The sequence below is a fragment of the Curtobacterium sp. PhB137 genome (assembly GCF_003814955.1).
Lineage (GTDB): Bacteria > Actinomycetota > Actinomycetes > Actinomycetales > Microbacteriaceae > Curtobacterium.
The window spans coordinates 508,410-530,550 of record NZ_RKQO01000004.1 but is presented as its reverse complement, the minus strand read 5'-3'; the positions used below and the strand labels follow the sequence as shown (position 1 = coordinate 530,550).

At 70.3% G+C, this 22,141-nt stretch carries 24 protein-coding genes; 20 read left to right on the top strand and 4 right to left on the bottom strand.

The features are described 5' to 3' along the window. Nucleotides 1–4,125 carry a DUF6049 family protein gene (locus tag EDF28_RS19395; RefSeq protein ID WP_221182535.1) on the bottom strand — a complete coding sequence of 1,375 codons (4,125 nt, stop codon included), beginning with the start codon at nucleotides 4,123–4,125 and terminating at the stop codon, nucleotides 1–3. 110 nt (nucleotides 4,126–4,235) lie between these two features. Here EDF28_RS19395 and EDF28_RS02890 point away from each other — a divergent pair, with 110 nt between their 5' ends. From EDF28_RS02890 to EDF28_RS02840, 11 genes are all read left to right on the top strand, one after another. Beyond that, on the top strand, nucleotides 4,236–5,672 hold the full coding sequence (locus EDF28_RS02890; protein ID WP_123937113.1) for a CCA tRNA nucleotidyltransferase: 1,437 nt from the start codon (nucleotides 4,236–4,238) through the stop codon (nucleotides 5,670–5,672). A 159-nt stretch (nucleotides 5,673–5,831) separates the two neighbouring features. Next, nucleotides 5,832–6,215, top strand: a complete 384-nt coding sequence (rpsF, locus tag EDF28_RS02885) for a 30S ribosomal protein S6 (RefSeq protein ID WP_111083667.1) — start codon at nucleotides 5,832–5,834, stop codon at nucleotides 6,213–6,215. 3 nt (nucleotides 6,216–6,218) lie between these two features. Next, on the top strand, nucleotides 6,219–6,809 hold the full coding sequence (locus EDF28_RS02880) for a single-stranded DNA-binding protein (protein ID WP_123937112.1): 591 nt from the start codon (nucleotides 6,219–6,221) through the stop codon (nucleotides 6,807–6,809). Nucleotides 6,810–6,859: 50 nt separating this feature from the next. Then, nucleotides 6,860–7,117 carry a 30S ribosomal protein S18 gene (rpsR, locus tag EDF28_RS02875; RefSeq protein ID WP_017887834.1) on the top strand — a complete coding sequence of 86 codons (258 nt, stop codon included), beginning with the start codon at nucleotides 6,860–6,862 and terminating at the stop codon, nucleotides 7,115–7,117. Nucleotides 7,118–7,131: 14 nt separating this feature from the next. Beyond that, nucleotides 7,132–7,584 (top strand): 50S ribosomal protein L9, encoded by a 453-nt coding sequence (gene rplI, locus EDF28_RS02870; RefSeq protein WP_111083665.1) that lies wholly within the window; start codon nucleotides 7,132–7,134, stop codon nucleotides 7,582–7,584. Nucleotides 7,585–8,239: 655 nt separating this feature from the next. Then, nucleotides 8,240–9,604 (top strand): replicative DNA helicase, encoded by a 1,365-nt coding sequence (gene dnaB, locus EDF28_RS02865; RefSeq protein ID WP_111083664.1) that lies wholly within the window; start codon nucleotides 8,240–8,242, stop codon nucleotides 9,602–9,604. 58 nt (nucleotides 9,605–9,662) lie between these two features. Continuing rightward, complete coding sequence (locus EDF28_RS02860; RefSeq protein WP_123937111.1) at nucleotides 9,663–9,848, top strand: hypothetical protein; 186 nt, start codon at nucleotides 9,663–9,665, stop codon at nucleotides 9,846–9,848. Nucleotides 9,849–9,990: 142 nt separating this feature from the next. Further along, entirely contained in the window at nucleotides 9,991–10,605 is a 615-nt protein-coding gene (locus EDF28_RS02855; RefSeq protein ID WP_123937110.1) for a TetR/AcrR family transcriptional regulator, read from the top strand. Beyond that, nucleotides 10,602–10,964: a multidrug efflux SMR transporter gene (locus tag EDF28_RS02850; protein ID WP_123937109.1), complete on the top strand. Its 363-nt coding sequence runs from the start codon at nucleotides 10,602–10,604 to the stop codon at nucleotides 10,962–10,964. Before EDF28_RS02855 ends, EDF28_RS02850 begins: the two co-directional genes overlap by 4 nt. Further along, nucleotides 10,964–11,278 (top strand): multidrug efflux SMR transporter, encoded by a 315-nt coding sequence (locus EDF28_RS02845; RefSeq protein WP_123937108.1) that lies wholly within the window; start codon nucleotides 10,964–10,966, stop codon nucleotides 11,276–11,278. Before EDF28_RS02850 ends, EDF28_RS02845 begins: the two co-directional genes overlap by 1 nt. A gap of 42 nt (nucleotides 11,279–11,320) precedes the next feature. Beyond that, the gene (locus tag EDF28_RS02840) at nucleotides 11,321–11,881 is read left to right on the top strand and encodes an MOSC domain-containing protein (protein WP_123937107.1); all 561 of its coding nucleotides are present in this window, start codon (nucleotides 11,321–11,323) and stop codon (nucleotides 11,879–11,881) included. A 7-nt stretch (nucleotides 11,882–11,888) separates the two neighbouring features. Here the strand turns inward: EDF28_RS02840 and EDF28_RS19115 are convergent, their stop codons facing one another. Beyond that, a complete protein-coding gene (locus EDF28_RS19115) occupies nucleotides 11,889–12,338 on the bottom strand; it encodes a MarR family winged helix-turn-helix transcriptional regulator (RefSeq protein WP_185040719.1) in 450 nt (149 codons plus the stop codon). Between the two features lie 174 nt (nucleotides 12,339–12,512). Between EDF28_RS19115 and EDF28_RS02830 the strand changes: the two genes are divergently transcribed. The 3 genes from EDF28_RS02830 to EDF28_RS02820 all read left to right on the top strand — a co-directional run bounded on the left by EDF28_RS02830 (nucleotide 12,513) and on the right by EDF28_RS02820 (nucleotide 15,050). Further along, nucleotides 12,513–13,166, top strand: a complete 654-nt coding sequence (locus tag EDF28_RS02830) for a hypothetical protein (RefSeq protein WP_123293393.1) — start codon at nucleotides 12,513–12,515, stop codon at nucleotides 13,164–13,166. Nucleotides 13,167–13,314: 148 nt separating this feature from the next. Then, a complete protein-coding gene (locus EDF28_RS02825; protein ID WP_123292956.1) occupies nucleotides 13,315–14,199 on the top strand; it encodes a S26 family signal peptidase in 885 nt (294 codons plus the stop codon). Beyond that, entirely contained in the window at nucleotides 14,196–15,050 is an 855-nt protein-coding gene (locus tag EDF28_RS02820) for a LamG domain-containing protein (protein ID WP_123937106.1), read from the top strand. The genes EDF28_RS02825 and EDF28_RS02820 overlap by 4 nt, the downstream gene beginning before the upstream one ends. Nucleotides 15,051–15,149: 99 nt before the next feature. Here the strand turns inward: EDF28_RS02820 and EDF28_RS02815 are convergent, their stop codons facing one another. Then, nucleotides 15,150–16,061: a LysR family transcriptional regulator gene (locus EDF28_RS02815; protein ID WP_173169042.1), complete on the bottom strand. Its 912-nt coding sequence runs from the start codon at nucleotides 16,059–16,061 to the stop codon at nucleotides 15,150–15,152. Nucleotides 16,062–16,166: 105 nt separating this feature from the next. Between EDF28_RS02815 and EDF28_RS02810 the strand changes: the two genes are divergently transcribed. The 3 genes from EDF28_RS02810 (at nucleotide 16,167) to EDF28_RS02800 (ending at nucleotide 18,410) form a co-directional block, all read left to right on the top strand. Beyond that, entirely contained in the window at nucleotides 16,167–16,952 is a 786-nt protein-coding gene (locus EDF28_RS02810; RefSeq protein ID WP_123937105.1) for an inositol monophosphatase family protein, read from the top strand. A gap of 65 nt (nucleotides 16,953–17,017) precedes the next feature. Further along, nucleotides 17,018–17,665 (top strand): NADPH-dependent F420 reductase, encoded by a 648-nt coding sequence (locus EDF28_RS02805; protein ID WP_123937104.1) that lies wholly within the window; start codon nucleotides 17,018–17,020, stop codon nucleotides 17,663–17,665. Between the two features lie 175 nt (nucleotides 17,666–17,840). Continuing rightward, a complete protein-coding gene (locus EDF28_RS02800; RefSeq protein WP_123937103.1) occupies nucleotides 17,841–18,410 on the top strand; it encodes a manganese efflux pump MntP family protein in 570 nt (189 codons plus the stop codon). Nucleotides 18,411–18,433: 23 nt separating this feature from the next. Here the strand turns inward: EDF28_RS02800 and EDF28_RS02795 are convergent, their stop codons facing one another. Next, nucleotides 18,434–19,840, bottom strand: coding sequence for a hypothetical protein (locus EDF28_RS02795; RefSeq protein WP_123937102.1), 1,407 nt, complete (start codon nucleotides 19,838–19,840; stop codon nucleotides 18,434–18,436). 139 nt (nucleotides 19,841–19,979) lie between these two features. On the opposite strand from EDF28_RS02795, the gene EDF28_RS02790 reads away from it, so the two are divergent. From EDF28_RS02790 to EDF28_RS02780, 3 genes are all read left to right on the top strand, one after another. Then, a complete protein-coding gene (locus EDF28_RS02790; RefSeq protein WP_123937101.1) occupies nucleotides 19,980–20,702 on the top strand; it encodes an SDR family NAD(P)-dependent oxidoreductase in 723 nt (240 codons plus the stop codon). Nucleotides 20,703–20,719: 17 nt separating this feature from the next. Continuing rightward, nucleotides 20,720–21,370 carry a dihydrofolate reductase family protein gene (locus tag EDF28_RS02785; RefSeq protein ID WP_123937100.1) on the top strand — a complete coding sequence of 217 codons (651 nt, stop codon included), beginning with the start codon at nucleotides 20,720–20,722 and terminating at the stop codon, nucleotides 21,368–21,370. Between the two features lie 127 nt (nucleotides 21,371–21,497). Next, the gene (locus EDF28_RS02780) at nucleotides 21,498–22,139 is read left to right on the top strand and encodes a TetR/AcrR family transcriptional regulator (RefSeq protein ID WP_123937099.1); all 642 of its coding nucleotides are present in this window, start codon (nucleotides 21,498–21,500) and stop codon (nucleotides 22,137–22,139) included. Nucleotides 22,140–22,141: the final 2 nt, after the last annotated feature.

The window sequence follows — 22,141 nt, the reverse complement described above, 5'->3', positions numbered from 1 at the left end:
TCAGCGACCGAGCTTGCTCTTCACCATGCCGACGGCGTTCTTGATCTCGCCGTTCTTGGCGACGACGAGCGCCCCGAAGTACACGAGGACCATGACGGCGCCGGTCAGGACGATGGTGATGAGTGCCCCGGTGCGGTCCGACATCGCGAACCCGGCCGCGGAGAACGCCCCGAAGAAGTTCACGACCAGCAGGCCGACCACCCCGGCGATCAGCGCGGCGATGATGAACTGCACGTGCGAGCGGGTCACGACCGGTCCTTCGATGCTGCCGAGCTTGCGACGCACCAGGACGAGCGCGACGATCGTCTGCGCGGTGCCGGCGAGCGTCGTGCAGGCGGCCACACCGATGCCGATCACGGAGGTCGGGAACGTCGACACCGCGAGGGCACCGATGACGAACAGGACGGACTGGATGCACTGCATCAGGAACGGGGTCCGGTGGTCGTGCATGGCCCAGAACACGCGCTGGATGATGAACAACATGCTGAACAGCACCAGGCCCGGCATGTAGGCGACCAGGACGGCACCGACCTGCAGGGCGCTCTCGAACGTGCCCTCGTAGAGCCGGCCGAACGGCACCGCGACGACGACCAGCGCCACGGACGCGAAGACCGTGAAGAGTCCGACGATGCGCAGGGACAGCGACAGGTTCCGTCGGACTGATGCCAGGTCGCCGCGTGCAGCATCGTGGCTCATCCGGGTGAAGTACGCCGTCGCGATGGAGACCGTGATGATCGAGTGCGGCAGCATGAAGATGAGCCACGCGTTGCCGAGCACCGCGTTGCCGGGTCCGTCGCCCTGACCCTTCCACGCGACCGCGGACTGCACGATGCCGGCGACCTGGGTCACCAGGATCATCGCGAAGAGCCAGCCGGCAGCGGTTCCCGTCGACTTCAGGCCGACGCCGCGCCACCGGAAGTCCGGCCGGAAGGACAGCCCTGCTCGCCGCCAGAACAGCGGGAGGAACGCCGCCTGGGCGAACACACCGAACGAGGCGCTGCCGGCGAGGAGCGCGATCTTCGCCGGCGTCCAATCGTCGAGGGCGCTGCCGCTCGTGCCGTACAGGGCGATGAACACCACGAGCCCGGCGATCGCGATGACGTTGTTGAGCAGCGGTGCCCAGGTGAACGGACCGAACACCTGCTTGGCGTTGAGGACCTCACCGAGCAGCGAGTACATCGCGTAGAACAGGATCTGCGGCAGGCACCAGAACGCGAAGGCGATGGCGAGGTCGGTCGCAGCGGGACTACGGGTGTCCGAGGACGTCGTGTACAGGCGGACCAGGAGCGGTGCCAGTGCCGTCGCGACGATCGTGATGACGATGAAGACCGACCCGCCGAGCGTCACGATCTTGTTGACGTACGCCTGTCCGCCGTCCGTGCCGTTCTTCATGGCGCGGACGATCTGCGGGATGAGCACGGCCGACAGCAGGCCACCCGCGATGAGCGCGTAGATGTTGTTCGGCAGCTGGTTCGCGACGGCGAACGCGTTCGCAGAGGGGCTCGCGTTCTGCCCGATGGCGTAGGCGAGGACGAACGTCTTCGCGAAGCCCAGGATCCGGCTCACCATCGTCCCCGCCGCGAGCATCGCACTCGCCCGCCCCAGGCTGCGCTCCGCGACCGGTTCCGCGTCGACGTCGGGCTGGGGCTGGGTGGCGCTGATGGTCGGCTCCTCGGGGTCGCGGGCGTCCGCGACGCGGCTGGTACGGGCGTCGGACGGGAGGCCCGGCTCGGCCCCGGCACGGGCGATCGCGTCCTGCAGGCGGTCGCCACCAGGAGCCGCGACAGCGGCCGTGCCGGAGCCGGCCACGGCGAACGCGGTGGATGCCTCGGCGCGGTGATCCGGGCCTCCCGGTCCGGCGACCGATCCCGCGGACGGAGCAGCCGCGCCGGGCGCACCCGGCTGCACGGCGAGCGGGCGGTTGGGGTCGTCGTCGTCCTCGTCGTCGAGTTCGCCGTTGCGACGACGGATGCGCTTCCGGATGCTGCGGAAGATCCCGAAGCCGAAGATCGCGATCAGGGCGACCGCTGCGGCGGCGGTGATGACCGTCTCCCACTGCGCCTGGACGTTGAGTTCGACGGTGGCCGGCTGCGCGATGGCGACGCCGGTCGGGCTCGACAGGGACATCGTCAGCTCGACCTTGCCGTTCGCGACGGACTGCACGGGGACGGTCGCTCGGGTCGAGGAGTCCGGTTGGATCTCGACGACGATGTCGTTGCGGACGATCCGGAGGGCGGAGTTCGACGGCTGGACGGCCAGGTGCACCGTCACCGGGTAGTCCGAGCTGTTGCGGATGGACACCGGCAGCGAGGACCGGTCGCCGAGCAGGGTCAGGCTGCTCGAGTCGACGATCCCGACCTCGGTGGTCTGCTTCGCCCAGGCTGCGGTGCGGACGTCGACCGCGGCCTGGAGCCCGTCGTCGTCCCCGCGCCACGCGTTCGAGGCGATGGCGAGCAGCCGGAGGCGTGCGGGTGCCGTCAGTGCAGCGGGGGTGTCGAGGATGGTGGCGAACGCGGAGAGCCCCTGTTCGCCCTGCACGAGGCGCTTGAGCTGTGCGATGCGGTCGGCCCCGGTGGACGCACTGTTGAGCGTGAGCGACCCCGCCGTGGCGTCCGACGCCGTGGAGAGGTCGGCCGGTGCCACCCAGGCGGTGCTCTCGAGGGCGTCGAGGGTCTGGCTGAGGCGTGTGGAGTCCGAGGGCCAGTCGCGACCGAGGGTGAGCAGGATCGGCCCCGTGGCGGTGCCGTCGCGCGCCGAGGTGGCGAGCGTCGCCGTGAGCTCGGACATCGCCGAGGACCAGCTCTGGCGGTCCGGTGCGGTCGCGGCGTCGCGCAGCAGGGACGACATCGACTGGTCCGACACGAGGACGTGGTCGTCGCCGATCTTTTCCGACGCCGAGACCGTGGCGTTCGCGCCGGCGGAGGTGTTCCCACTCGACACGATGGTGGTGTCCTTGTCGGCCCGCTGCAGTGCCGTGAGGTCGGCCGCGGTCACGGTGCCGTCCGCCGGCCACGCGATGGAGTCCATCGAGTACGGGAAGTCCAGCAGCTGCTCGGTCGTCGGCAGCGTCTCCGTGGTCTCGCCCGAGCCGGCGTCGGTGGTGGCGTCGTCGCTCGGGGACGCGGTGCTGCTCGGGGTCGTCGTCTGCCCGGGCGTCGCGGTCGGGGTCGGTGCGGGGGTCTCGGCGCCGGGGAAGTTCTCGGTCTTCACGGACTGGTCGAGCGAGATCGGGGCGAGGATGCCGTCCGACCCGGCTTGGCGCAGCCCGGTGACGTCGGCGTCGGCGTACGACAGCGCGAAGGTCTCGTTGCGCAGGGACTCGAGGCGCTGGAGCCACGCGGTCGCCGCGGACGGCGCGTTCTCGCCGAGGATCCGGATCGAGGCGATGATGCGGGGGTCGACCGCGACCGCGACGTTGTGGTCCTCGGCGGCGTCGAGCTGCTGGGTGAGGGTGCCGTCCACCGAGGTCGCGGCGGCGAGGACAGCCGCGCTGAGGATGCCGTCCGTGGACTTCGGGACCGTCACCGGCATCGCGACGGAGACGCTGACCGGCACCTGCTCGAAGTCCGGGTACCAGGTGATCGCGGAGCGGGCGACGGCGAAGGTCTCACCGGCCGTGTACTCCGCCGCGATGCGCCGCGCACCGAACGAGGAGTACCCGCCGAGTGCCACGTTGCCCGAGACGATCTCGACCGAGTCGATGGTGACCGATCGGTGCGCCGGGACCTCCGGGATGTCCACGGAGTCCATCGGGGCGCCGAGGTAACCGGTCGTGGTGGTGTCGGCAAGCCAGTCGGCGAGGACGTCCCGCGTGCTCACGGAGCGGAAGATGTCGAACTCCGCGGTGCCAGCGGGCAGCGCGGTGTCGGTGTCGTTCGTGACGGTCACCGAGAGGGTGAGGTCCTGGTCGCGCTGGACGATCCCCCGGTGCGCGGGGGCGACCGAGATCGTGGCCTTGCCCGCATCGGCAGCAGCCGGATCGGCGAGGTGGGTCTTGGCCGACGACACCGTCGCAGCATCGGCGTGCGGGGCGCTGACGGGCGCGACGACCAGGCCGAGCGCGACGAGGGTCGACGCGGCTGCGGCGAGCGTGGTGCGGAGGATGTGCATACGGAAGCGGGCCACGGGGTCGGTTCGGGCCGAGCACGAGTGTATGAGGCGTGACCATGAACAGGTCCCGTGCGCGCGGGGTTGTGGAGAACTCGGGGCCTCGATCTGGGAGGATGAGCACCGTCATGCAGTCCGTTGCCCAGGCCGTCGAACGACTCGACGCACTCGCCACCACCGAGCCCGTCGACCTCCTCGCTCGGGCCTTCGCCGACGCCGGACACGAGCTGGCCCTGGTCGGTGGACCCGTGCGGGACGCCTTCCTCGGTCGTCCCGTCACCGACCTCGACTTCACGACGAGTGCGCGTCCGGACGAGATCCTGGCGATCGTGGAGCCGATCGCGAGCACCACGTGGGACGTCGGGCGGCAGTTCGGCACGATCGCCGCTCTGGTCCGCGGCGAACAGGTCGAGATCACCACCTACCGCAGCGACGTGTACGACGGCGAGACCCGCAAGCCCGAGGTGGCGTTCGGCGACACCATCGAGGACGACCTGCTCCGCCGCGACTTCACCGTCAACGCGATGGCGCTCCGGCTGCCGGCGCGCGAGCTCGTCGACGTGCACGGCGGCGTCGAAGACCTGCTGGCCGCACGACTCCGCACCCCGCAGGCCGCCGTGGTGTCGTTCCGCGACGACCCGCTCCGGATGATGCGGGCAGCGCGGTTCACGTCGCAGCTCGGGTTCACCGTCGACGACGACGTCCGTGCCGCCATGCAGGACCTGGTCGACTCCATCGACATCGTGTCCGCCGAGCGGGTGCGCGACGAACTCGTCAAGCTGCTCGGCACGGGCGACCCCGTGCCGGGCATCCGCCTGCTCGTGGACACCGGGCTGGCGCAGCGGTTCCTGCCCGAGCTGCCCGAGATGCAGCTCGAGATCGACGAGCACCACCACCACAAGGACGTCTACGAGCACTCCTTGACCGTGCTCGAACAGGCGATCGGCTACGAGGCCGAGCGGCACGCGGGCGACCCCCCGGACACCGTGCTGCGGCTCGCGGCGCTGCTGCACGACATCGGCAAGCCCGCCACCCGCAAGCTCGAGCCGGGCGGCGCCGTCAGCTTCCACCACCACGACCTGGTCGGCTCGAAGCTCGCGAAGAAGCGGCTCCGGGCCCTGCGCTTCGACAACGACACCATCGCCGCGGTGTCCCGCCTGATCGAGCTGCACCTGCGGTTCTTCGGGTACACCGACGGTGCCTGGACCGACTCGGCCGTCCGGCGCTACGTCCGCGACGCCGGCCCGCAGCTCGAACGGCTGCACGAGCTCACCCGCTCGGACGTCACCACGCGGAACCGTCGCAAGGCCGATCGCCTGGCGTTCGCGTACGACGACCTCGAGGAGCGGATCCGCGTCCTGGCCGACCAAGAGGAGCTGGACTCGATCCGGCCCGACCTGACCGGCGACGACATCATGCGGATCCTCGACATCCCGCCGGGGCGTGCCGTGGGCGAGGCCTACCGCTTCCTCCTCGAGGCGCGGATGGACGACGGGCCGCTCGGCGCCGACGCTGCCGAGGCGCGCCTGCGCGACTGGTGGGCCGCTCGGGACGCGACCGCCTGACGGACGCGACGGTTCTCCACAGACCGGTGGCGCGCCTCCAGGCCGTCGGGTAGTCTGTGCAGGTTGCCCGGCGCGTGTCTGCGTGCCGTGGCACATGCATCAACCCTCCTGCCCCGGGAACTGCCCGGGGCCGCTGAGACCAGAGGAGGTGGGTTCCGCATGCACCAGTACGAACTGATGGCGATCCTCGACCCCGAGATCGATGAGCGCACCGTCGCTCCCAGCCTGGACAAGTTCCTCGCTGTCATCCGCAACGACGGTGGCACCGTCGACAACGTGGACGTCTGGGGCCGTCGCCGGCTCGCTTACGAGATCGCCAAGAAGTCCGAGGGCATCTACGCCGTCGTCGACTTCACGTCCTCGCCCGAGGCCGCCAAGGAGCTCGACCGTCAGCTCGGTCTCTCCGAGGCCGTGCTCCGCACGAAGGTCCTCCGCGCCGAAGAGGGCATCGCGCAGGTCGCCGCCCAGAAGCAGCGCGACGAGGCACGCGCAGCCCGCAAGGCTGCCAACGCCTCCGCAACCGCGACCGCGAGCGCCGAGTAACCCGTGGCCGGCGAAACCGTCATCACGGTGGTGGGCAACCTCACCGCGGACCCCGAGCTGCGCTACACGCAGAACGGGCTCGCAGTGGCGAACTTCACCATCGCCTCCACGCCTCGCACGTTCGACCGTCAGGCGAACGAGTGGAAGGACGGCGACGCGCTGTTCCTCCGCGCGAGTGTGTGGCGGGAGTTCGCCGAGCACGTGGCGGGGTCGCTGACGAAGGGCTCGCGCGTCATCGCGCAGGGTCGTCTGCGTCAGCGTTCCTACCAGGACCGTGAGGGTCAGCAGCGCACGAGCATCGAGCTCGAGGTCGACGAGATCGGCCCGTCGCTCCGGTACGCGACCGCACAGATCACCCGCGCAGCGGGTGGCGGCGGCGGTCGTGGCCAGGTCGGCGGCGGCAACAGCGGCGGCGGTCAGCAGGGCGGCGGCAACGGCGGCTGGAACAACAACGGTGGCGGCAACGCCCCCGCTGGCGGCCAGTCGGACGAGCCGTGGTCCCCGCAGGGTGGCCAGCAGGGCGGCGGCAACGCACAGTCGAACGACGTGTGGAGCACCCCCGGCGGCAACTTCGACGACGAGACCCCGTTCTGATCCTCCGCGTTCCGACGGACACACAACTTTTCTTCTAAGGACAAATCACTATGGCTGGAAAGAGCACCGGCGACCGCCGGAAGCCTCGCGGCAAGGGCGGCAAGAACGCCGCTCCCGCGAAGTCGATCAAGGTCGGCGTCATCGACTACAAGGACGTTGCGACCCTTCGCAAGTTCATCTCGGAGCGTGGAAAGATCCGCGCCCGTCGCATCACCGGCGTCTCCGTCCAGGAGCAGCGCCTCATCGCCCGTGCCGTGAAGAACGCCCGTGAGATGGCGCTCCTCCCCTACGCCGGCTCCGGCCGCTGATCGGAGGTCGACACATGTCGAAGCTCATCCTCACCCACGAGGTCTCCGGCCTCGGTTCCGCTGGTGACGTCGTCGACGTCAAGAACGGCTACGCCCGCAACTACCTCATCCCCCAGGGCTTCGCTGTCGCGTGGTCCAAGGGCGGCGAGAAGCAGGTCGAGTCGATCCGGGCCGCGCGCACCGCGCGTGAGCTCGCCACCATCGAAGAGGCACAGGACCTCAAGATGAAGCTCGAGAACGCGACCATCTCCCTGGCGGTCAAGGCCGGCAAGGACGGTCGTCTGTTCGGCTCCGTCCGTCCGGGCGACGTCGCTGACGCCGTCCAGGCGCAGGGAGTCGGCTCGCTCGACAAGCGCAAGGTCGAGGTCCCCGCGACCATCAAGACCGTCGGTGACCACGAGGCCACCGTGCGTCTGCGCGAGGACATCACTGCCGTGATCTCGCTCAAGGTCGTCGCTGCCAAGTAGCACTGACGTTCCGCTCCACGACGGGCGGGTCTCCTCCGGGAGGCCCGCCCGTCGTTGCGTTGGGGGGTTCTCCGCGTGGTGCGGGGCGCGGGGCGTGCGGCATGCGGGGTTCACTTGGTGAGCAGAAAAGGTCGGGTCCCGATCCCCCACTCGACATCTTCTGCTCACCATCAACGCACCGTCGTCCAGAACGGCCGGGAGGCCCGGCTCGGCTTGCACGGGCGGGCTCGGCTTGGCTGGCTGGTTACCTCTCAGGCACGATCCGGCTTGCTGGGAACGGCCCGAGAACACTTCCCACAGGAGGGGTGCTTGTCAAGTCGTTTTACACAGCAGAAACGTGTCAAATCGGAACCTTCAAGGCGTACTTGAACCCCACTTTTCCACACATGGTGTGAACCGGAAAACCCCAGGTCAAGTGGTCGAAAGTGTGTTCCCATGGCCATGTTTCCACAGGCTCGTCCACAGTTCTCCACACAGCATTCCGGCGTGTTCCGCAATCCCTCCACAGAGTTATCCACAGGGCCGTTTGTTGGGGATAACTCTGCGGCCGTAGCTTGGCCCAGCGACTCGGGGATGTCGGTCGCTGGGGGTAGAAAGTCGTTGCAGGTGTCGGATCACTGTGTCCAGCCCTGCGTCGTTCAACAGAGGAGAGAGTGTGTCGATCGCGCATCTTGAGCCCGCACCGCAGGAGTACGCGGAGCGCGGCATGGAACGCACCCCGCCGCACGACCTGTTGGCCGAACAGTCGACCATCGGCGGCATGCTCCTGTCGAAGGACGCCGTCGCCGACGTCATCGAGACCGCTCGTGGCGTTGACTTCTACGTCCCCAAGCACGAGGTCATCTTCGACGCGATCCTGTCGCTCTACTCGCACGGCGAGCCCACCGACGTCATCGCGGTCACCGACGAGCTGACCAAGACCGGTCTGCTGTCCCGCGGTGGCGGCGCCGAGTACCTGCACAGCGTGACGAGCATGGTGCCGACCGCGGCCAACGCGGGGTACTACGCCGGGATCGTCGCCGAGAAGGCCGTCCTCCGTCGCCTCGTCGACGCCGGCACCCGCATCGTGCAGATGGGCTACGCGTCCGAAGGCGAGGTCACCGACCTCGTCAACAGCGCGCAGGCCGAGGTCTACAACGTCGCCGGTGGCGTGCAGACCGAGGACTACGTCCCCCTGACCGACGCCATCTCCGCCGCCCTCGACGAGATCGAGGCCGCCAAGGGCCGTGACGGCCAGATGACCGGCGTGCCGACCGGGTTCGCGCAGCTCGACGGCCTGACGAACGGCTTCCACCCCGGACAGCTGATCATCGTCGCCGCTCGACCCGCCCTCGGTAAGTCGACGCTCGCGCTCGACCTGTGCCGCGCCGCGGCGATCAAGCACGACCAGACCGCCGCCTTCTTCTCGCTCGAGATGGGTCGCGCCGAGATCGCCATGCGTCTGCTGTCCGCCGAGACCAGCGTGCCGCTGCAGAACATGCGCAAGGGCACCGTGGACTCCCGCGACTGGACCACCATCGCGCAGACCCGCGGGCGCATCAACGACGCGCCGTTCTTCATCGACGACTCCCCCAACATGACGCTGGTCGAGATCCGCGCCAAGTGCCGTCGACTCAAGCAGCAGCACAACCTCAAGCTCGTCGTCATCGACTACCTGCAGCTGATGACCTCGGGCAAGAAGGTCGAGAGCCGCCAGCAAGAGGTCTCCGAGTTCTCGCGTGCACTGAAGCTGATGGCGAAGGAGCTCCAGGTCCCCGTCATCGCGCTGTCCCAGCTGAACCGTGGTCCCGAGCAGCGTGCCGACAAGAAGCCGGCGATCTCCGACCTGCGAGAGTCCGGGTCGATCGAGCAGGACGCCGACATGGTCATCCTGCTGCACCGCGAGTCGGCGTACGAGAAGGACAACCCGCGGCAGGGTGAGGCCGACCTGATCGTGGCGAAGCACCGTAACGGTCCGACGGACACCATCACCGTGGCGTTCCACGGGATGTTCTCGCGGTTCGTGGACATGCCGCAGTAAGGCGGGTGCCGCCCGCCAGCTGACAAGAGTGCCAGCCAGTGCAAGTAAGGACGGTCTGATGTCTCCTCGCAGCTACAAGATCACCCTCGCCGTCCTCGGCGTGGCCAGCCTCCTGCTCGTCCCGTTCCTCGCGCAAGGGATGCTGCCGGCAACCGTCGGCACGGTTGCCCTCGTCGTGGTCGTCGTCTGGGTGCTCTACGGCGTCGTGAACGCCAAGTTCACGCAGCGCTCCGGTCACAAGTAGGCGCGTCGCACCACAGAACGACCCTCAGCTGGTGGGCTGAGGGTCGTTCTGCCGTGGACGGGGTGCTGGGCGAACCCATCCCTCGCTGAGAGTTCACCGCCCGACTTGGCCACATGGCCAAGTTCGGCGTTACGGTCGGACCATGACCCTCCAGCAAGAGCACCGCAGCGTCGAGGAGCGGCGCGAGCAGCTCGTCGACGCCGCGATCGCCGTCCTGCGCGACGGCGGGATCAGCGCGGTGACCACGCGGGCGGTGACCGCCCGCGCCGGCTTGCCGCACGGCGCCTTCCACTACTGCTTCGCGTCGAAGGCGCCACTCTTCCGAGCGGTCCTGGAACGCCAGCTCCGCGCGGCCATGGCGGTCGCGTTCGCGCCGCCGGTCACGCGGCTCGACCTGGAGGCCCGGATCGCCTCCGGCCTGTCGGCGCACCTCGCGCAGACGCGCAGCGATCCAGCGACGGCCCTCGCCGTCGTCGAGCTCGTCACGTACTCACGACGCGACCCCGACCTGCAGGACCTCGCCGCGTGGGAGCAGCACGCGTACCTCGCCGCCGTCCGCGCGCAGGTCGAGGCGTGGACCGCCGAGGACGGCATCCGCTGGGCCGTGCCGGTCGAGCACCTCGTCCGGCTGCTCATCGCGACGGCCGACGGCATCGGCTCGACGTGGCTCGCCGACCGGGACGACGCTGCGGCGAATGCCACCGGCCGGGTCGCGGCACGGGCGATCGCGGCCCTGGCGGACAGGACCGGCGCATGAAGTGGCTGTTCCTCGGGACCGCGATCGTCGCCGAGGTCACCGGGGCGCTCTCGATGCAGGCCGCTGTGGACCAGCCCGGGTGGTACGCGCTCGTCGCCGTGGGCTACGTCGCCGCGTTCGCGATGCTGATCCTGGTGCTCCGCGCGGGGATGGCGGTCGGGGTCGCCTACGGCATCTGGGGAGCCTCCGGCGTCGCCCTGACCGCCGTGCTCGCGGCCGTGCTGTTCGGGCAGGCACTCACGCTCACCATGGTCGTCGGCATCGCGCTCATCGCTGCCGGGGTGCTGCTGGTCGAGATCGGTTCGCAGCGAGCGCTCGCCGCACGGAAGCGCCATACGCCAGAGCGCGAGGCGTTCTGATGGCCTGGGTCCTGCTCGCCGTCGCGATCGTCTCCGAGGTCGGTGCCACGATCAGCCTCAAGCTCGCCACCGACGGCAAGAAGCTGTTCTTCGTGCCGGTCGTCCTGGGGTACCTCGTCGCCTTCAGCCTGCTCGCCATGGCCCTGACGCTCGGCCTGCCGATCGGTGTCGCCTACGGGATCTGGGCCGCGACCGGTGTTGCACTGACGGCGATCCTGGGGCGGGTGCTGTTCCGCGAACCGTTGACGTTGCTCATGCTGGGCGGCATCGCGCTGATCATCGCCGGGGTGTTCCTGGTCGAGCTCGGACACTGACCGGGGGCTGCGTCGAAACCGAACCTGCGCCAGAATCGCACCATGACCGACAACCGTGACGACCAGCCGCGTGTGATCGCCGTGAGCCGGGACGACGTCCATCGGTTCAGCAAGCCCGTGGTCGACGAGGTCACCTTGGTCGAGGGCTGGGGCATCGAGGGCGACGCCCACGCCGGGACGACCGTCCAGCACCGGTCTCGAGTCGCGCGTGACCCGTCCCAGCCGAACCTGCGGCAGGTGCACCTGCTCCACGCCGAGGTGTTCGACGAGGTCGCCGACGCCGGGTACCACCTCGAGCCGGGCCAGATGGGCGAGAACGTCACGACCCGCGGTGTCGACCTGCTCAGCCTGCCCACCGGCACGGTGCTGCACCTCGGCGACGAGGCGTGCGTCCGGGTGACGGGCCTGCGGAACCCGTGCCAGCAGATCAACGGGTTCGAACCGGGTCTGTTGCGTGAGGTGCTCGGGCGGGACGAGGACGGTGCGGTGGTGCGGAAGGGCGGCGTGATGAGCGTCGTCGTGACCGGCGGTGTCGTCCGGACGGGTGACCGCATCCGGGTCGAGCTCCCCGCCGGCGAGCAGCAGGCGCTCCAGCCGGTCTGACGAGCGCCTACTCCCCCGCCGCCGCGGCCTGCTGGTACAGACTCGTCGCCAGGTCGTTGAGCACCTCGTGCAGCTCGCCGCCGTGCGCGCCGTCGACCGCCCGGAGCATGGCGGCGTAGCGCTGCCGGTAGTCCGCGACGACGTCGTCGCCACTCGGCAGCAGCCGCAGCAACGACCCACGACGGTCGTTCGGGTTCGGCGCGCGCTCGAGGAGTCCGGCGGTGCTCATCCGGTCGATCATGTTCGTCACCGCGCCCGAGGTCAGGCCGAGGTAGCCGGCGACCTCCGTCGGCGTGGAGTACCCGGTGTCGCTGATGAGCACGAGTGCTCGCAGGGCGTTCTCGTGCACCCCGGCTCGGGCACTGAGCTGGTTCACCAGGCTCGCGTTCGCGCGCACGACAGCGGTGAACGCGGCCATCAGGTCGGCGGCGTCGTCATCGGGTGCGGCGGGGGTCACGGGGGGAATCCTTCCATGTCGGGAACCCGGGGGACAGGAGCGTCCCCCGCACTGGGGTAGGTGTGCGAGTGGCTAACTTGGTCAAGCGATGACTATCTTAATGATTGAAGCAAATCCGCCCGAGTGACTTGCTTCCCCCAACCACTGCGAACCACCGAACCGATGAGGTACACCGTGTCCACCAAGCTCCGCACCTCCGCGCTGAAGCGGATCCGTTTCGCCCCCGTGGCGCTCCTCGCCGGCATCTTCGCCGCCGTGCTCCTCTCCCTCTCGCTCACCGGCACCCTGTCCGGGTTCGCGGCGAGCATCACGAACAGCAGCAACACCGCCGCCAGCGGCACGCTGATCATGCAGGAGCAGAACGCCGGCGCGACCGTCACCTGCCTCAGCACCGACGGCGGCTCGGTCTCGACGAACTCCGCGACCTGCTCGACGATCAACAAGTTCGGCGGCAGCACGACGATGACGCCGGGCAACACGGTCAACACGGCGATCTCGATCAAGAACACCGGCACCGCTGCCGCGAGCACCTTCACCCTGACGCCGGGCAGCACGTGCACCCAGTCGAACAACGGCTCCTCGAACGGAACCGCGACCGACCTCTGCGCCAAGATGAACCTCGTCATCACCTCGGGCTCGACCACGGTCTTCAGTGGCACGCTCGCCAGCTTCAAGGGCGCCGCAGCGTCGGCCTTCACGATGCCCGCAGCTCCGGCCGCCGGTGCGTCGACGCCGTTCAACTTCGCGGTGACCCTCGACTCCTCGGCGGGCAACACGTACCAGGGCCTCGCAGCCTCGGTCCCCATGACCTGGACGTTCACGGCCTGATCCCGCTCCGGGCCGGCTCCCCCAGCCGTCCCGGGACGTCCCGTGACCCCAGACCGGCGACGCTCGACCGACCCCCTCCGGCCGAGCGTCGCCACCCCCGTTCCACCACGCGCAGTAGCCGAACCCCACCGAGCCGCAGGAGCACGACATGAGCCAGACCGCAGCGATCCCGCTCAGCGGCACGCTCGACCGTCCGGTCCTCCGCGGTCGCGCGGTCACCCGCTCCGAGACCGTCCTCGCCTGGTTGCTCGCCCTGGTCGCCGCCCTGCTGCTCACCGCCGCGGTGCTGTTCCTGTCCGCCGGTGGCCGCTGGTTCGTCGTCGAGACGCCCTCGATGGGTGAAGCAGCCCCGGTCGGCACCCTCGTGCTCGACCTGCCGGTCGACGTCACGACCCTGCGCGTCGGCGACGTCGTCTCGTTCGAGACCTCCGCCAACCCCGACGTCGTCTACACGCACCGCATCATCGCGATCGACGCCGACGGCGGCCTGCACACCCGCGGCGACGTGAACGGCGCGGTCGACCCGTGGACGCTGTCGCAGGCCGACGTGATCGGCACCCCGGCGCTCCTGGTCCCGCACCTCGGCTGGCTGTTCCGCGCCGCCCCGATCCTGCTCATCGGCACGTTGCTGATCCTGACCCTGACCAGTGCCTTCACCGACCGGGTCACCCGCACGTGCCTGCGGATCGCCGGCTCCGCCCTGACGGTCTCGTACGCCGCGTTCGTGCTCAAGCCGTTCGTCAACGTGACGACCATCACGAACACCTCGAGCCCGACGGGCGTCGAGGCCACCGTCATCTCGTCCGGCATCTTCCCGGTGCGCGTCGACGCCCACGGCGGCAACACCGTGCACCTGGTCGACGGTGAGGTCGGCCGCGTGGTCATCCACGAACTCACGAAGAACGGGCACTACCAGCTGACCTCGAACATCGACCTCGACCCGCTCGGGTGGGTGGCGCTGATCGCCATGTGCCTGGTGCCGCTCGTGGCCTGCCTGGCCGTCGGCCGCGTCGAGGCGGTGCGTCCCTCGTGATCCTCCGTCGCCTGCGTGACGGCCGCGTCGTCGCCCTCCTGCTCGTGGTCGCCCTGGCTGTCGTCGTCCTGCTGAACCAGTTCGCGCCGACGCGCTCCGCCTACAGCGCCACCGTCCGGAACGACACGAACACCGCCGCGACCGCCCCGTACTTCACCTGCACGGGCGCCGTCGGAGCCGACACCGCGAACGCCCTGTTCGCGTACCGGCTCACCGAGTCGACGAACGCGAAGACCGCCACGGACTGGTCGGGCCGCGGCGTGAACGGCACCTACCAGGGCGCGATGACGGCGGTCACGCCCGACCCGAACGCCTGCCCGCGCGACACCGGCAGTGCCTACGTGCTGAACGGCTCCACGAGCTACGTCTCCACCTCGCGCTCGTACGCCAACCCGACCACCTTCAGCGAGGAGGTCTGGTTCAAGACGACGGTCGCCGGTGGACAGCTCATCGGCTTCGGCAGCAGCCAGACCGGCGGGTACGGGCAGCACGACCGGAAGCTCTACCTGAACACGAGCGGACAGCTCGTGTTCGGCGCCTACAGCGGCACGACCCAGGTCGTCTCGTCGCCGAAGGCCTACACCGACGGCGCATGGCACCACGCCGTGACGACGATGTCACCGGCCAACGGCATGCGCCTGTACGTCGACGGCACGCTGGTCGCGTCGAACGCGGCGTACAAGACGCCGGAGAACTACACCGGCTGGTTCCGGATCGGCTACGACACCATCGGCGGATGGCCGGGTTCGCCCGCCAACGCCTACTTCACCGGGTCCATGCGGTACGCGGCCGTCTACGGGACGGAACTGTCCGCCGCCCAGGTCGCCGCCCACGCAGCAGCCGGTCGCTGACGCGCCGCAGACCGGACGGGAGGCCCGTGGCGGGCCCGCCACGGGCCTCCCGTCCGATCCGGCTGACGTCGAAGACGTGAGCCGGGTCGCCGAAGCCGGTCAGGGTTCCAGCGTGCCGACGAGCGCCTGCTCGACGAGGCTGCGCAGCCACCGGTGCCCCTGGTCGGACGTGGAGCGCTGGTGCCAGGTCAGGACGACCGAAACCGCCGGCAGCTCGACGGGCGGCGTGAAGACCACGGTGTCGTCCGCGCGGACGGCACGTGACGCCACCGACGCCGGGATGACGACGACCGCGTCCGTCTCGCGCACGATCTCGACGGCGGCGCTCGTGGACGCGACCGACGCGACCACCGACCGTGACCGCCCGGTCGCGGCGAGCAGCTCGTCGATCCGGTCGCCGAACCGGCCGCGGCGGGAGACGACGACGTGCGGCACACCTGCCCACGCAGCCAGGTCGACGTCGGCGGTGCCCGAGGCCAGGAGCGGGTGCCCGCGGCGTGCCAGCCCGACCAGGGGGTCGGTCGCGATGTGCCGGTGGTCGATCTCGGCGGTCGCGGGCTCGGCGGAACCGATCTCCAGGTCCACGACGCCCCGCCGCAGGTCCGTGGTGTCGTCGTCCGGTTCGCCGAGGAACCGCAGGCCGACGCCAGGGGCGGCCCGGTGCGTGTGCTCGACGAGCCACGGGGCGAGCACGGAGACCAGGGCGTCGTGCGCACGGATCGTGAAGGTCCGGTGCAGGGCGCCGGCGTCGAAGGTCGTCTCGGGTGTCAGGACCTGCCGGCTGCGCAGCACGAGCGACCGGACCTCCTCGCGCATCGCGAGGGCGCGTGGCGTGGGCCGCATGACCCGGCCGCTGCGCACCAGGACCTCGTCTCCGACGGCGATCCGGATGCGGCCGAGCGCGCGGCTCATGGCCGGTGCCGACAGGTGCAGTCGGTCGGCGGCGCCCGTCACACTCTCCTCTTCGAGCAGGGCGTCGAGCGCGGTGAGCAGGTTCAAATCCAGTTGCACAAGACGCAATCTACCGGTGCGCGGAATGTACTGGCGCGCAATGACCGACGTTTATAGCGTTGCCCCCGGATCGACGGACCGCGTCGGCCGGGACAGGAGACGACCATGGACGACCACCAGCTGCTCGCCAGCGCGACGGAGGCGGTGACCGCGGCCGCGCAGGTGCTCCTCGAGCGCTTCTCGACCGCGAACCGGGTCGACGACGGGCGGTCGCTGCTCGCCGCGATCGACGCGAACGACGCGGCCTCGACGGCGGTGCTCCGACCGGCGCTCGAGCGCCTCCGGCCCGATGCGCAGTGGGACGACGACGAAGAGGGCGCCGGCACGCTCGGCCCGGGCGAATGGTGGGTGACCGACGCCGCCGAGGGCAACGTCAACCTGGTCCACGGATCCGCGAACTGGGGCGTGACCGCGACGCTCGTGCGCGACGACGTCCCCGTCCTGACCGCCGTGGTCCTGCCCGCACTCGACCAGGTGTTCACGGCCGTCCGCGGTGCCGGTGCGCGGTTGAACGGGACCCCGATCAGTTCCTCGCGGAAGACCGAGCTCGGAGCCGCCCTGGTCGGTACCGGTCAAGCGAAGCCGGGCGAGGCGCCGGCGGTTCGCCGCCGGATGAGCGACTCGATCGACCGGATGCTCGAAGCAGCACTTCTCGTGTCGGCCTCGGTCCCTGCGACGGTGCAGCTCGTCCAGGTCGCCACCGGGCACGTCGACGGCTTCTGGCAGTTCGGGCAGGTGCGGTCCGGCCTGGCTGCAGGAGCGCTCCTGGTGCACGAGGCGGGCGGTGCCGTCACCGACACGACCGGTGCCCCCTGGACGCTGGCGAGCGAGGACTGCATCGCCGCGGCGCCGGACCTCGCCCGCCCGATCGCAGCAGTGCTCACCCGTTGAGCCGCTGAGCCGCTGACCCCAACCCCTTGACCCACCCGTCGCACCTGACCACGAAGGACACCCCCATGACCACGACCACGACCATCTCCGTCCTCGGATCCGGACGTGTCGGGAGCACGCTCGCGCGCGGCCTCGTCGCCGCCGGCCACCCCGTCACCATCGGCGTCCGCGACCCCGAGTCCGTCCGGCCGCACTGGGCCGACACCGGGGTCGAGGTCGCCGACGTCGCGACCGCCATCCGGACCGCCGCGGTCGTGGTCAACGCCACACCGGGCGACACAACCCTGGAGCGGATGACCGCACTGCGGGCCGGATTCGCCGGACGGATCCTGCTCGATGTCTCGAACGCGACCACGCGGACCGCCGACGGGTTGCCGGGTGGACTCGCCTACCTCGACGGCAGCCTCGGCGAGCGGCTGCAGGCCGCCCTGCCGGAGACCCGGGTGGTGAAGAGCCTCAACACGATGCTGTTCTCGGTCATGACCGCGCCGGCGGCACTCGCCACCCCGCCGACCGCCTTCGTTTCCGGGGACGACGCCGCGGCGAAGGCCACGGTGGGCGACCTGCTCCGCAGCCTGGGCTGGAAGGACGGGTGGGTCGTGGACCTCGGCCCGATCGCCACCGCGTCCGGCCCGGAGTCGATGGCGCTGATGGTGCCGAGCCTGCTCGGCGCAATCGGTTTCGCGCCCTTCGCCCTGTCCGTCGCTCGCTGAGGACCGGAGGCGCGACCGGCGGCGACCACGGGGGTCCGGGGCGGGCGCACCAACCCCCGGATTCGGCACGACGAATACCGCTGATCAGGCCTTTTCGTCCTCGGAACCATGCCAGGATCGACAGGTCCTGAGACGTCGGCGTCTCCGTCCGACCGTCTCGAAAGGCGCCGCCCCCATGTCGTTCTGGGCCCTCTTCCTCATCGCGCTCGGCGTCTCCGCAGACGCCTTCGCCGTCGCCCTCGGCAAGGGCCTGCACATGAAGCGCTTCGACGTGCGGCACGCGCTCGTCATCGCGCTGACGTTCGGTGCGTTCCAGGCGCTCATGCCCCTGCTCGGATGGCTGCTCGGTTCGGCGTTCGCGCAGTACATCGCCGCCTTCGACCACTGGATCGCGTTCGGGCTGCTCGCGCTGATCGGCGGCAAGATGCTGTGGGAGGCGTTCTCGAAGCACGAGGACACCGAGCAGGACACCGACCGTCTGCCGATCCGCGAACTCCTGGTCCTGGCGATCGCGACGAGCATCGACGCCCTGGCCGTCGGTGTCACGTTGGCGTTCCTGCCGGTGTCGATCGGCGGCGCGGTGCTGCTCATCGGTGTGACGACGGCGGTGCTGTCCTTCGCCGGCGTGGTCGTCGGGCGCCGTGTCGGAGCCCGGTTCGGCAAGCCGGCCGAGATCGCCGGCGGTGTCGTGCTCATCCTGATCGGCGTGAACATCGTGCTCGAGCACACGGGCATCATCGGCTGAGGCTGCGCAACGGGCGCGATCCGTCAGATGTCGAGGACGCCGTCCACGGCGGCGTCACGCGCAGGGATGTCCCGGGTCGCGATGTCCTCCTCGAGGTACACCGTCACGTACGTCCAGTCCTCGACGTGGCCGGCGTCGTCGAACACCCGGTAGCGCCGACGGAGCCGCAGGTACGGCACGTCGCTGTGCTCGAACGACACGACCACCTCGGTCGACGGCCACTCCCCCTCGACGACGACCTCGACGGCCCGGTAGGCGCTCGCCGCACGGCGGGGCTCCGGGTGCTCGCGGGTCCACAGGATGCCCGGCTCGGCCAGCGACTCGAACACCCCGACGAGTGCGGCGACCGCCTGCGCCTTCGTCGAGTCGTCCGTGTCGTGGAGCGGCCACCGGGCGCCCTCGACCCCGGTGAGGTCGAGCCGCTCGATCCACGGGGCGCGAGCCGCTTCGAGCCGTGCTTCCTCGGCCTCCCACGACGATTCGTCCTCGTCCTCGTCCTCGTCCACCGTCCGCGCCGGCAGGGCATCGGTGGTGATGGTGGTCGGCAGGCCATCGGAGAGGTCGACGTCGACCTCGCGGTACTGGTACGTGTAGTCCAGCCCGCCCGCGGAGTCCGGAGTCCGCCGGGGCCCGGTGGGCGCGTACCGGACGGTCAGCACCGAGCCCTCGCGACCGACGCCGTCGACCAGGTGGTCGACAGCGATCGTCGCGCGGGTGCCGTCCGGCCGCACGAGCACCAGGTCGGTCGCCGGGGTGGGCAATGGCGGACCCGGGTCAGCGAGTGGCTCCATCGACGGGACGAAGCCGTCGGACTCGTCGCCGAAGCCGATGCTCCAGGTGTACGGGCCACCGTCGTCCTCGTCGTCGAGCAGTTCCGGGTCGTCGTGATCGTGCTCGGCGGCGGCCTCGGTCTCGAGCGTCGCCGCCCACTCCTCTGGTGTCGGCCAGAACGGCTCGGCCGGCGCCCACGGCAGGGTCTCGGGGTCGACGCCGTCGAGCGGATCGTCGGCGTCGGCGTCGGAGTCGTCGGAGCCACCGGCATCCACATCGACGTCCACGTCGTCGTCCTCGCCGTCCCACATCGACGCGGGTCGCGGGTCACCGATCCACAACCCGTCCACGTCGGCACCGTGCGGCCGACGATCCCCGAGCTCGACCGCGCACGTCACACCGGTCGGCGTGACGTGGACGGCTGACCGGGACACGGCGTCGCCACCGTCACCGTTCGACCCGTAGACGATCCACGCGCCATCTGTGGTCGCCAGGACGCGGACGTCGTCGACCGCACCGGCGGGCAACAGGGCGTCCGACCACGTCACCCACCGCACGTCGTCACCCGTGACGACCGCTGCGACCGGACGCGTCGCGTCCGGCACGATCGTCGCGTCGCCGACGGCGACGGCGTCCGCGGGGTCGAGGAAGCTGCTCATGCTGCGACCGTACTGCAGCCCTGTGGCCGGGCCGAGAACGGACGGGAGGCGCGGTGCGGGCCCGCCCCGCGCCTCCCGTCCGCCCCGCTGCTGGTCCACCTGCCGCACACGCCCCCGCCACCCGGCGCATGATGAACGCATGTCCCGCATCCTCGTCACCGGCTCGACCGACGGCCTCGGGCGGGCGACCGCCGACACCCTGCTCCGCGACGGGCACGAGGTCGTCGTGCACGCCCGGAGCACGGCACGGGCGGAGGCAGTCGCCGACCTGCTCGACCGTGGTGCCACGCTCGTCGTCGCCGACCTGTCCGACCGCGACGCCGTGATCGCCGCTGCGCGCGACCTCGACACCGGCGACCCGATCGACGCGGTCGTGCACAACGCCGGCGTGATCTCCGGCCGTGCGCTGATCCCGGTCAACGTCGTCGCGCCGTACCTGTTCACCGCGCTGCTCCACGCGCCGACCCGGCACGTGTACCTGAGCAGCGGGATGCACCGCGGCGGCCGGCCCCGACTGGACGGCGTCGACTGGGACGGCACCGCGGAGACGAACACCTACTCGGACACCAAGCTCTTCGTGACCGCGCTCGCCGCCGAGGTCGCGGCGCGCCGGCCCGGGGTCCTGAGCAACGCCGTCGACCCGGGTTGGGTCCCGACCAAGATGGGCGGCGCGGGGGCGTCGGACGACCTCGAGCTCGGGCACCGTACCCAGGAAGCCCTCGTGACCGACCCCGACGCAACCCTCAGCGGTGGTTACTGGTTCCACGGAAAGCGGCAGGAGCCGCACCAGGCGGTTGCTGACCCGCAGTTCCGCCGCCAACTCGTCGACGCCCTGGCGACGGCGACGGGCATCACCCTCTGAAGCAGGACAGGAGCACCATGTCGACGGTCAGGGTCCACAACTTCGCGATCTCGCTCGACGGGTACGGCGCCGGAGCCGACCAGTCGATCGACCGGCCGTTCGGGCACGCCGACGGCCGACTCATGGGGTGGTTCGCCGCCACGGCCACCTTCCGCGCGATGCAAGGAGCGTCCGGCGGGACCACCGATGTCGACGACGAGTTCGCTCGCGCCTGGGGACCGGAGATCGGTGTCGAGATCATGGGGCGGAACAAGTTCGGACCCCAGCGCGGACCGTGGCCCGACGACGGCTGGACCGGGTGGTGGGGCGACGAACCACCGTTCCACACGCCCGTGTTCGTGCTCACCCACCACCCGCGCGAGCCCCTCGAGATGGCGGGCGGGACGACCTTCCACTTCGTCGACGCCACCCCGGCGGAAGCGCTCGAGCTCGCCCGCCAGGCCGCACCGGGCCGCGACGTACGGATCGGCGGCGGGGTCGAGACAGTCCGCGAGTTCCTGCAGGCCGACCTGGTCGACCACCTGCACCTGGTCGAGGTGCCGATCGTGCTCGGCCGCGGCGAGCGGCTCTGGGACGGACTCGAGGGGATCGAGGAGCGCTTCGCCGTCGAGACGGTCGCGTCGCCGTCGGGGGTCGTGCACCGCACGTTCACGCGCGTGGCGCGCTGACCGCAGGGCGGGCACTGAACGCAGGGGGCGGCGGACGGGAGGAACGGTGCGGGCCCGCCACGGGCCTCCCGTCAGCACTGCGCGCCACGTCGACGGCCGCCGGCCGGGTCCCGGGGTTCTCCTGCGGATGGCAGGATGGGTCGACCCCATCGCCGACCAGATCCGGAGTGTGCACGTGACACAGGTCCCAGGTCGGCGTGAGCGGAACCGGCAGGACAAGCTCGACCGGATCACGGCTGCTGCCGGCGAACTGTTCGCCGAGCACGGCGTCGACGAAGTGACAACCCAGCAGATCGCGGAGCGCGCGGACATCGGAGCCGGCACGCTCTTCCTGTACGCGAAGACCAAGGGCGAGTTGCTGCTGCTGGTGCAGAACGCGAAGTACGACGAGGCCCTCGCGCAGGGCCGTCGAGCTGCTGAGGCGACCGACGACGTGCTCGATGCGGTGCTCGCGCTCGTGACGCCGATCGTCGCCTGCAACCGGGTGCAGGTGTCCAACGGGCGGACCTACCTGCGGGAGATGGCCTTCGGGGACCCTGGCGAGCCGCATCATGCGCGAGCGCTCGCGATCTCGGGGATGACCGAGCAGGCGATCGCGGCGATCCTGATCGACCGCTGTGGTCTCGACGACGCACGGGCCGCGATGCTCGCGCACGTGGTCTCGGCGGTGGTGTTCGTCACCATGGTGTCGCACGTCGACCCCGAGACCAGCGTGGCGAGCGTCGTCGAGTCGATCCGGGCGCAGCTCGAGGTGGTCCTGCCGCGCTGAAG

Coding starts and splice junctions, on each gene's coding strand:
- EDF28_RS02890 (WP_123937113.1), top strand. CDS start 4,236: ATGCAGTCCGTTGCCCAGGCCGTCGAACGACTCGACGCACTCGCCACC.
- rpsF (WP_111083667.1), top strand. CDS start 5,832: ATGCACCAGTACGAACTGATGGCGATCCTCGACCCCGAGATCGATGAG.
- rpsR (WP_017887834.1), top strand. CDS start 6,860: ATGGCTGGAAAGAGCACCGGCGACCGCCGGAAGCCTCGCGGCAAGGGC.
- rplI (WP_111083665.1), top strand. CDS start 7,132: ATGTCGAAGCTCATCCTCACCCACGAGGTCTCCGGCCTCGGTTCCGCT.
- EDF28_RS02860 (WP_123937111.1), top strand. CDS start 9,663: ATGTCTCCTCGCAGCTACAAGATCACCCTCGCCGTCCTCGGCGTGGCC.
- EDF28_RS02855 (WP_123937110.1), top strand. CDS start 9,991: ATGACCCTCCAGCAAGAGCACCGCAGCGTCGAGGAGCGGCGCGAGCAG.
- EDF28_RS02850 (WP_123937109.1), top strand. CDS start 10,602: ATGAAGTGGCTGTTCCTCGGGACCGCGATCGTCGCCGAGGTCACCGGG.
- EDF28_RS02845 (WP_123937108.1), top strand. CDS start 10,964: ATGGCCTGGGTCCTGCTCGCCGTCGCGATCGTCTCCGAGGTCGGTGCC.
- EDF28_RS02840 (WP_123937107.1), top strand. CDS start 11,321: ATGACCGACAACCGTGACGACCAGCCGCGTGTGATCGCCGTGAGCCGG.
- EDF28_RS02825 (WP_123292956.1), top strand. CDS start 13,315: ATGAGCCAGACCGCAGCGATCCCGCTCAGCGGCACGCTCGACCGTCCG.
- EDF28_RS02810 (WP_123937105.1), top strand. CDS start 16,167: ATGGACGACCACCAGCTGCTCGCCAGCGCGACGGAGGCGGTGACCGCG.
- EDF28_RS02805 (WP_123937104.1), top strand. CDS start 17,018: ATGACCACGACCACGACCATCTCCGTCCTCGGATCCGGACGTGTCGGG.
- EDF28_RS02800 (WP_123937103.1), top strand. CDS start 17,841: ATGTCGTTCTGGGCCCTCTTCCTCATCGCGCTCGGCGTCTCCGCAGAC.
- EDF28_RS02795 (WP_123937102.1), bottom strand. CDS start 19,840: ATGAGCAGCTTCCTCGACCCCGCGGACGCCGTCGCCGTCGGCGACGCG.
- EDF28_RS02790 (WP_123937101.1), top strand. CDS start 19,980: ATGTCCCGCATCCTCGTCACCGGCTCGACCGACGGCCTCGGGCGGGCG.
- EDF28_RS02785 (WP_123937100.1), top strand. CDS start 20,720: ATGTCGACGGTCAGGGTCCACAACTTCGCGATCTCGCTCGACGGGTAC.
- EDF28_RS02780 (WP_123937099.1), top strand. CDS start 21,498: ATGGCAGGATGGGTCGACCCCATCGCCGACCAGATCCGGAGTGTGCAC.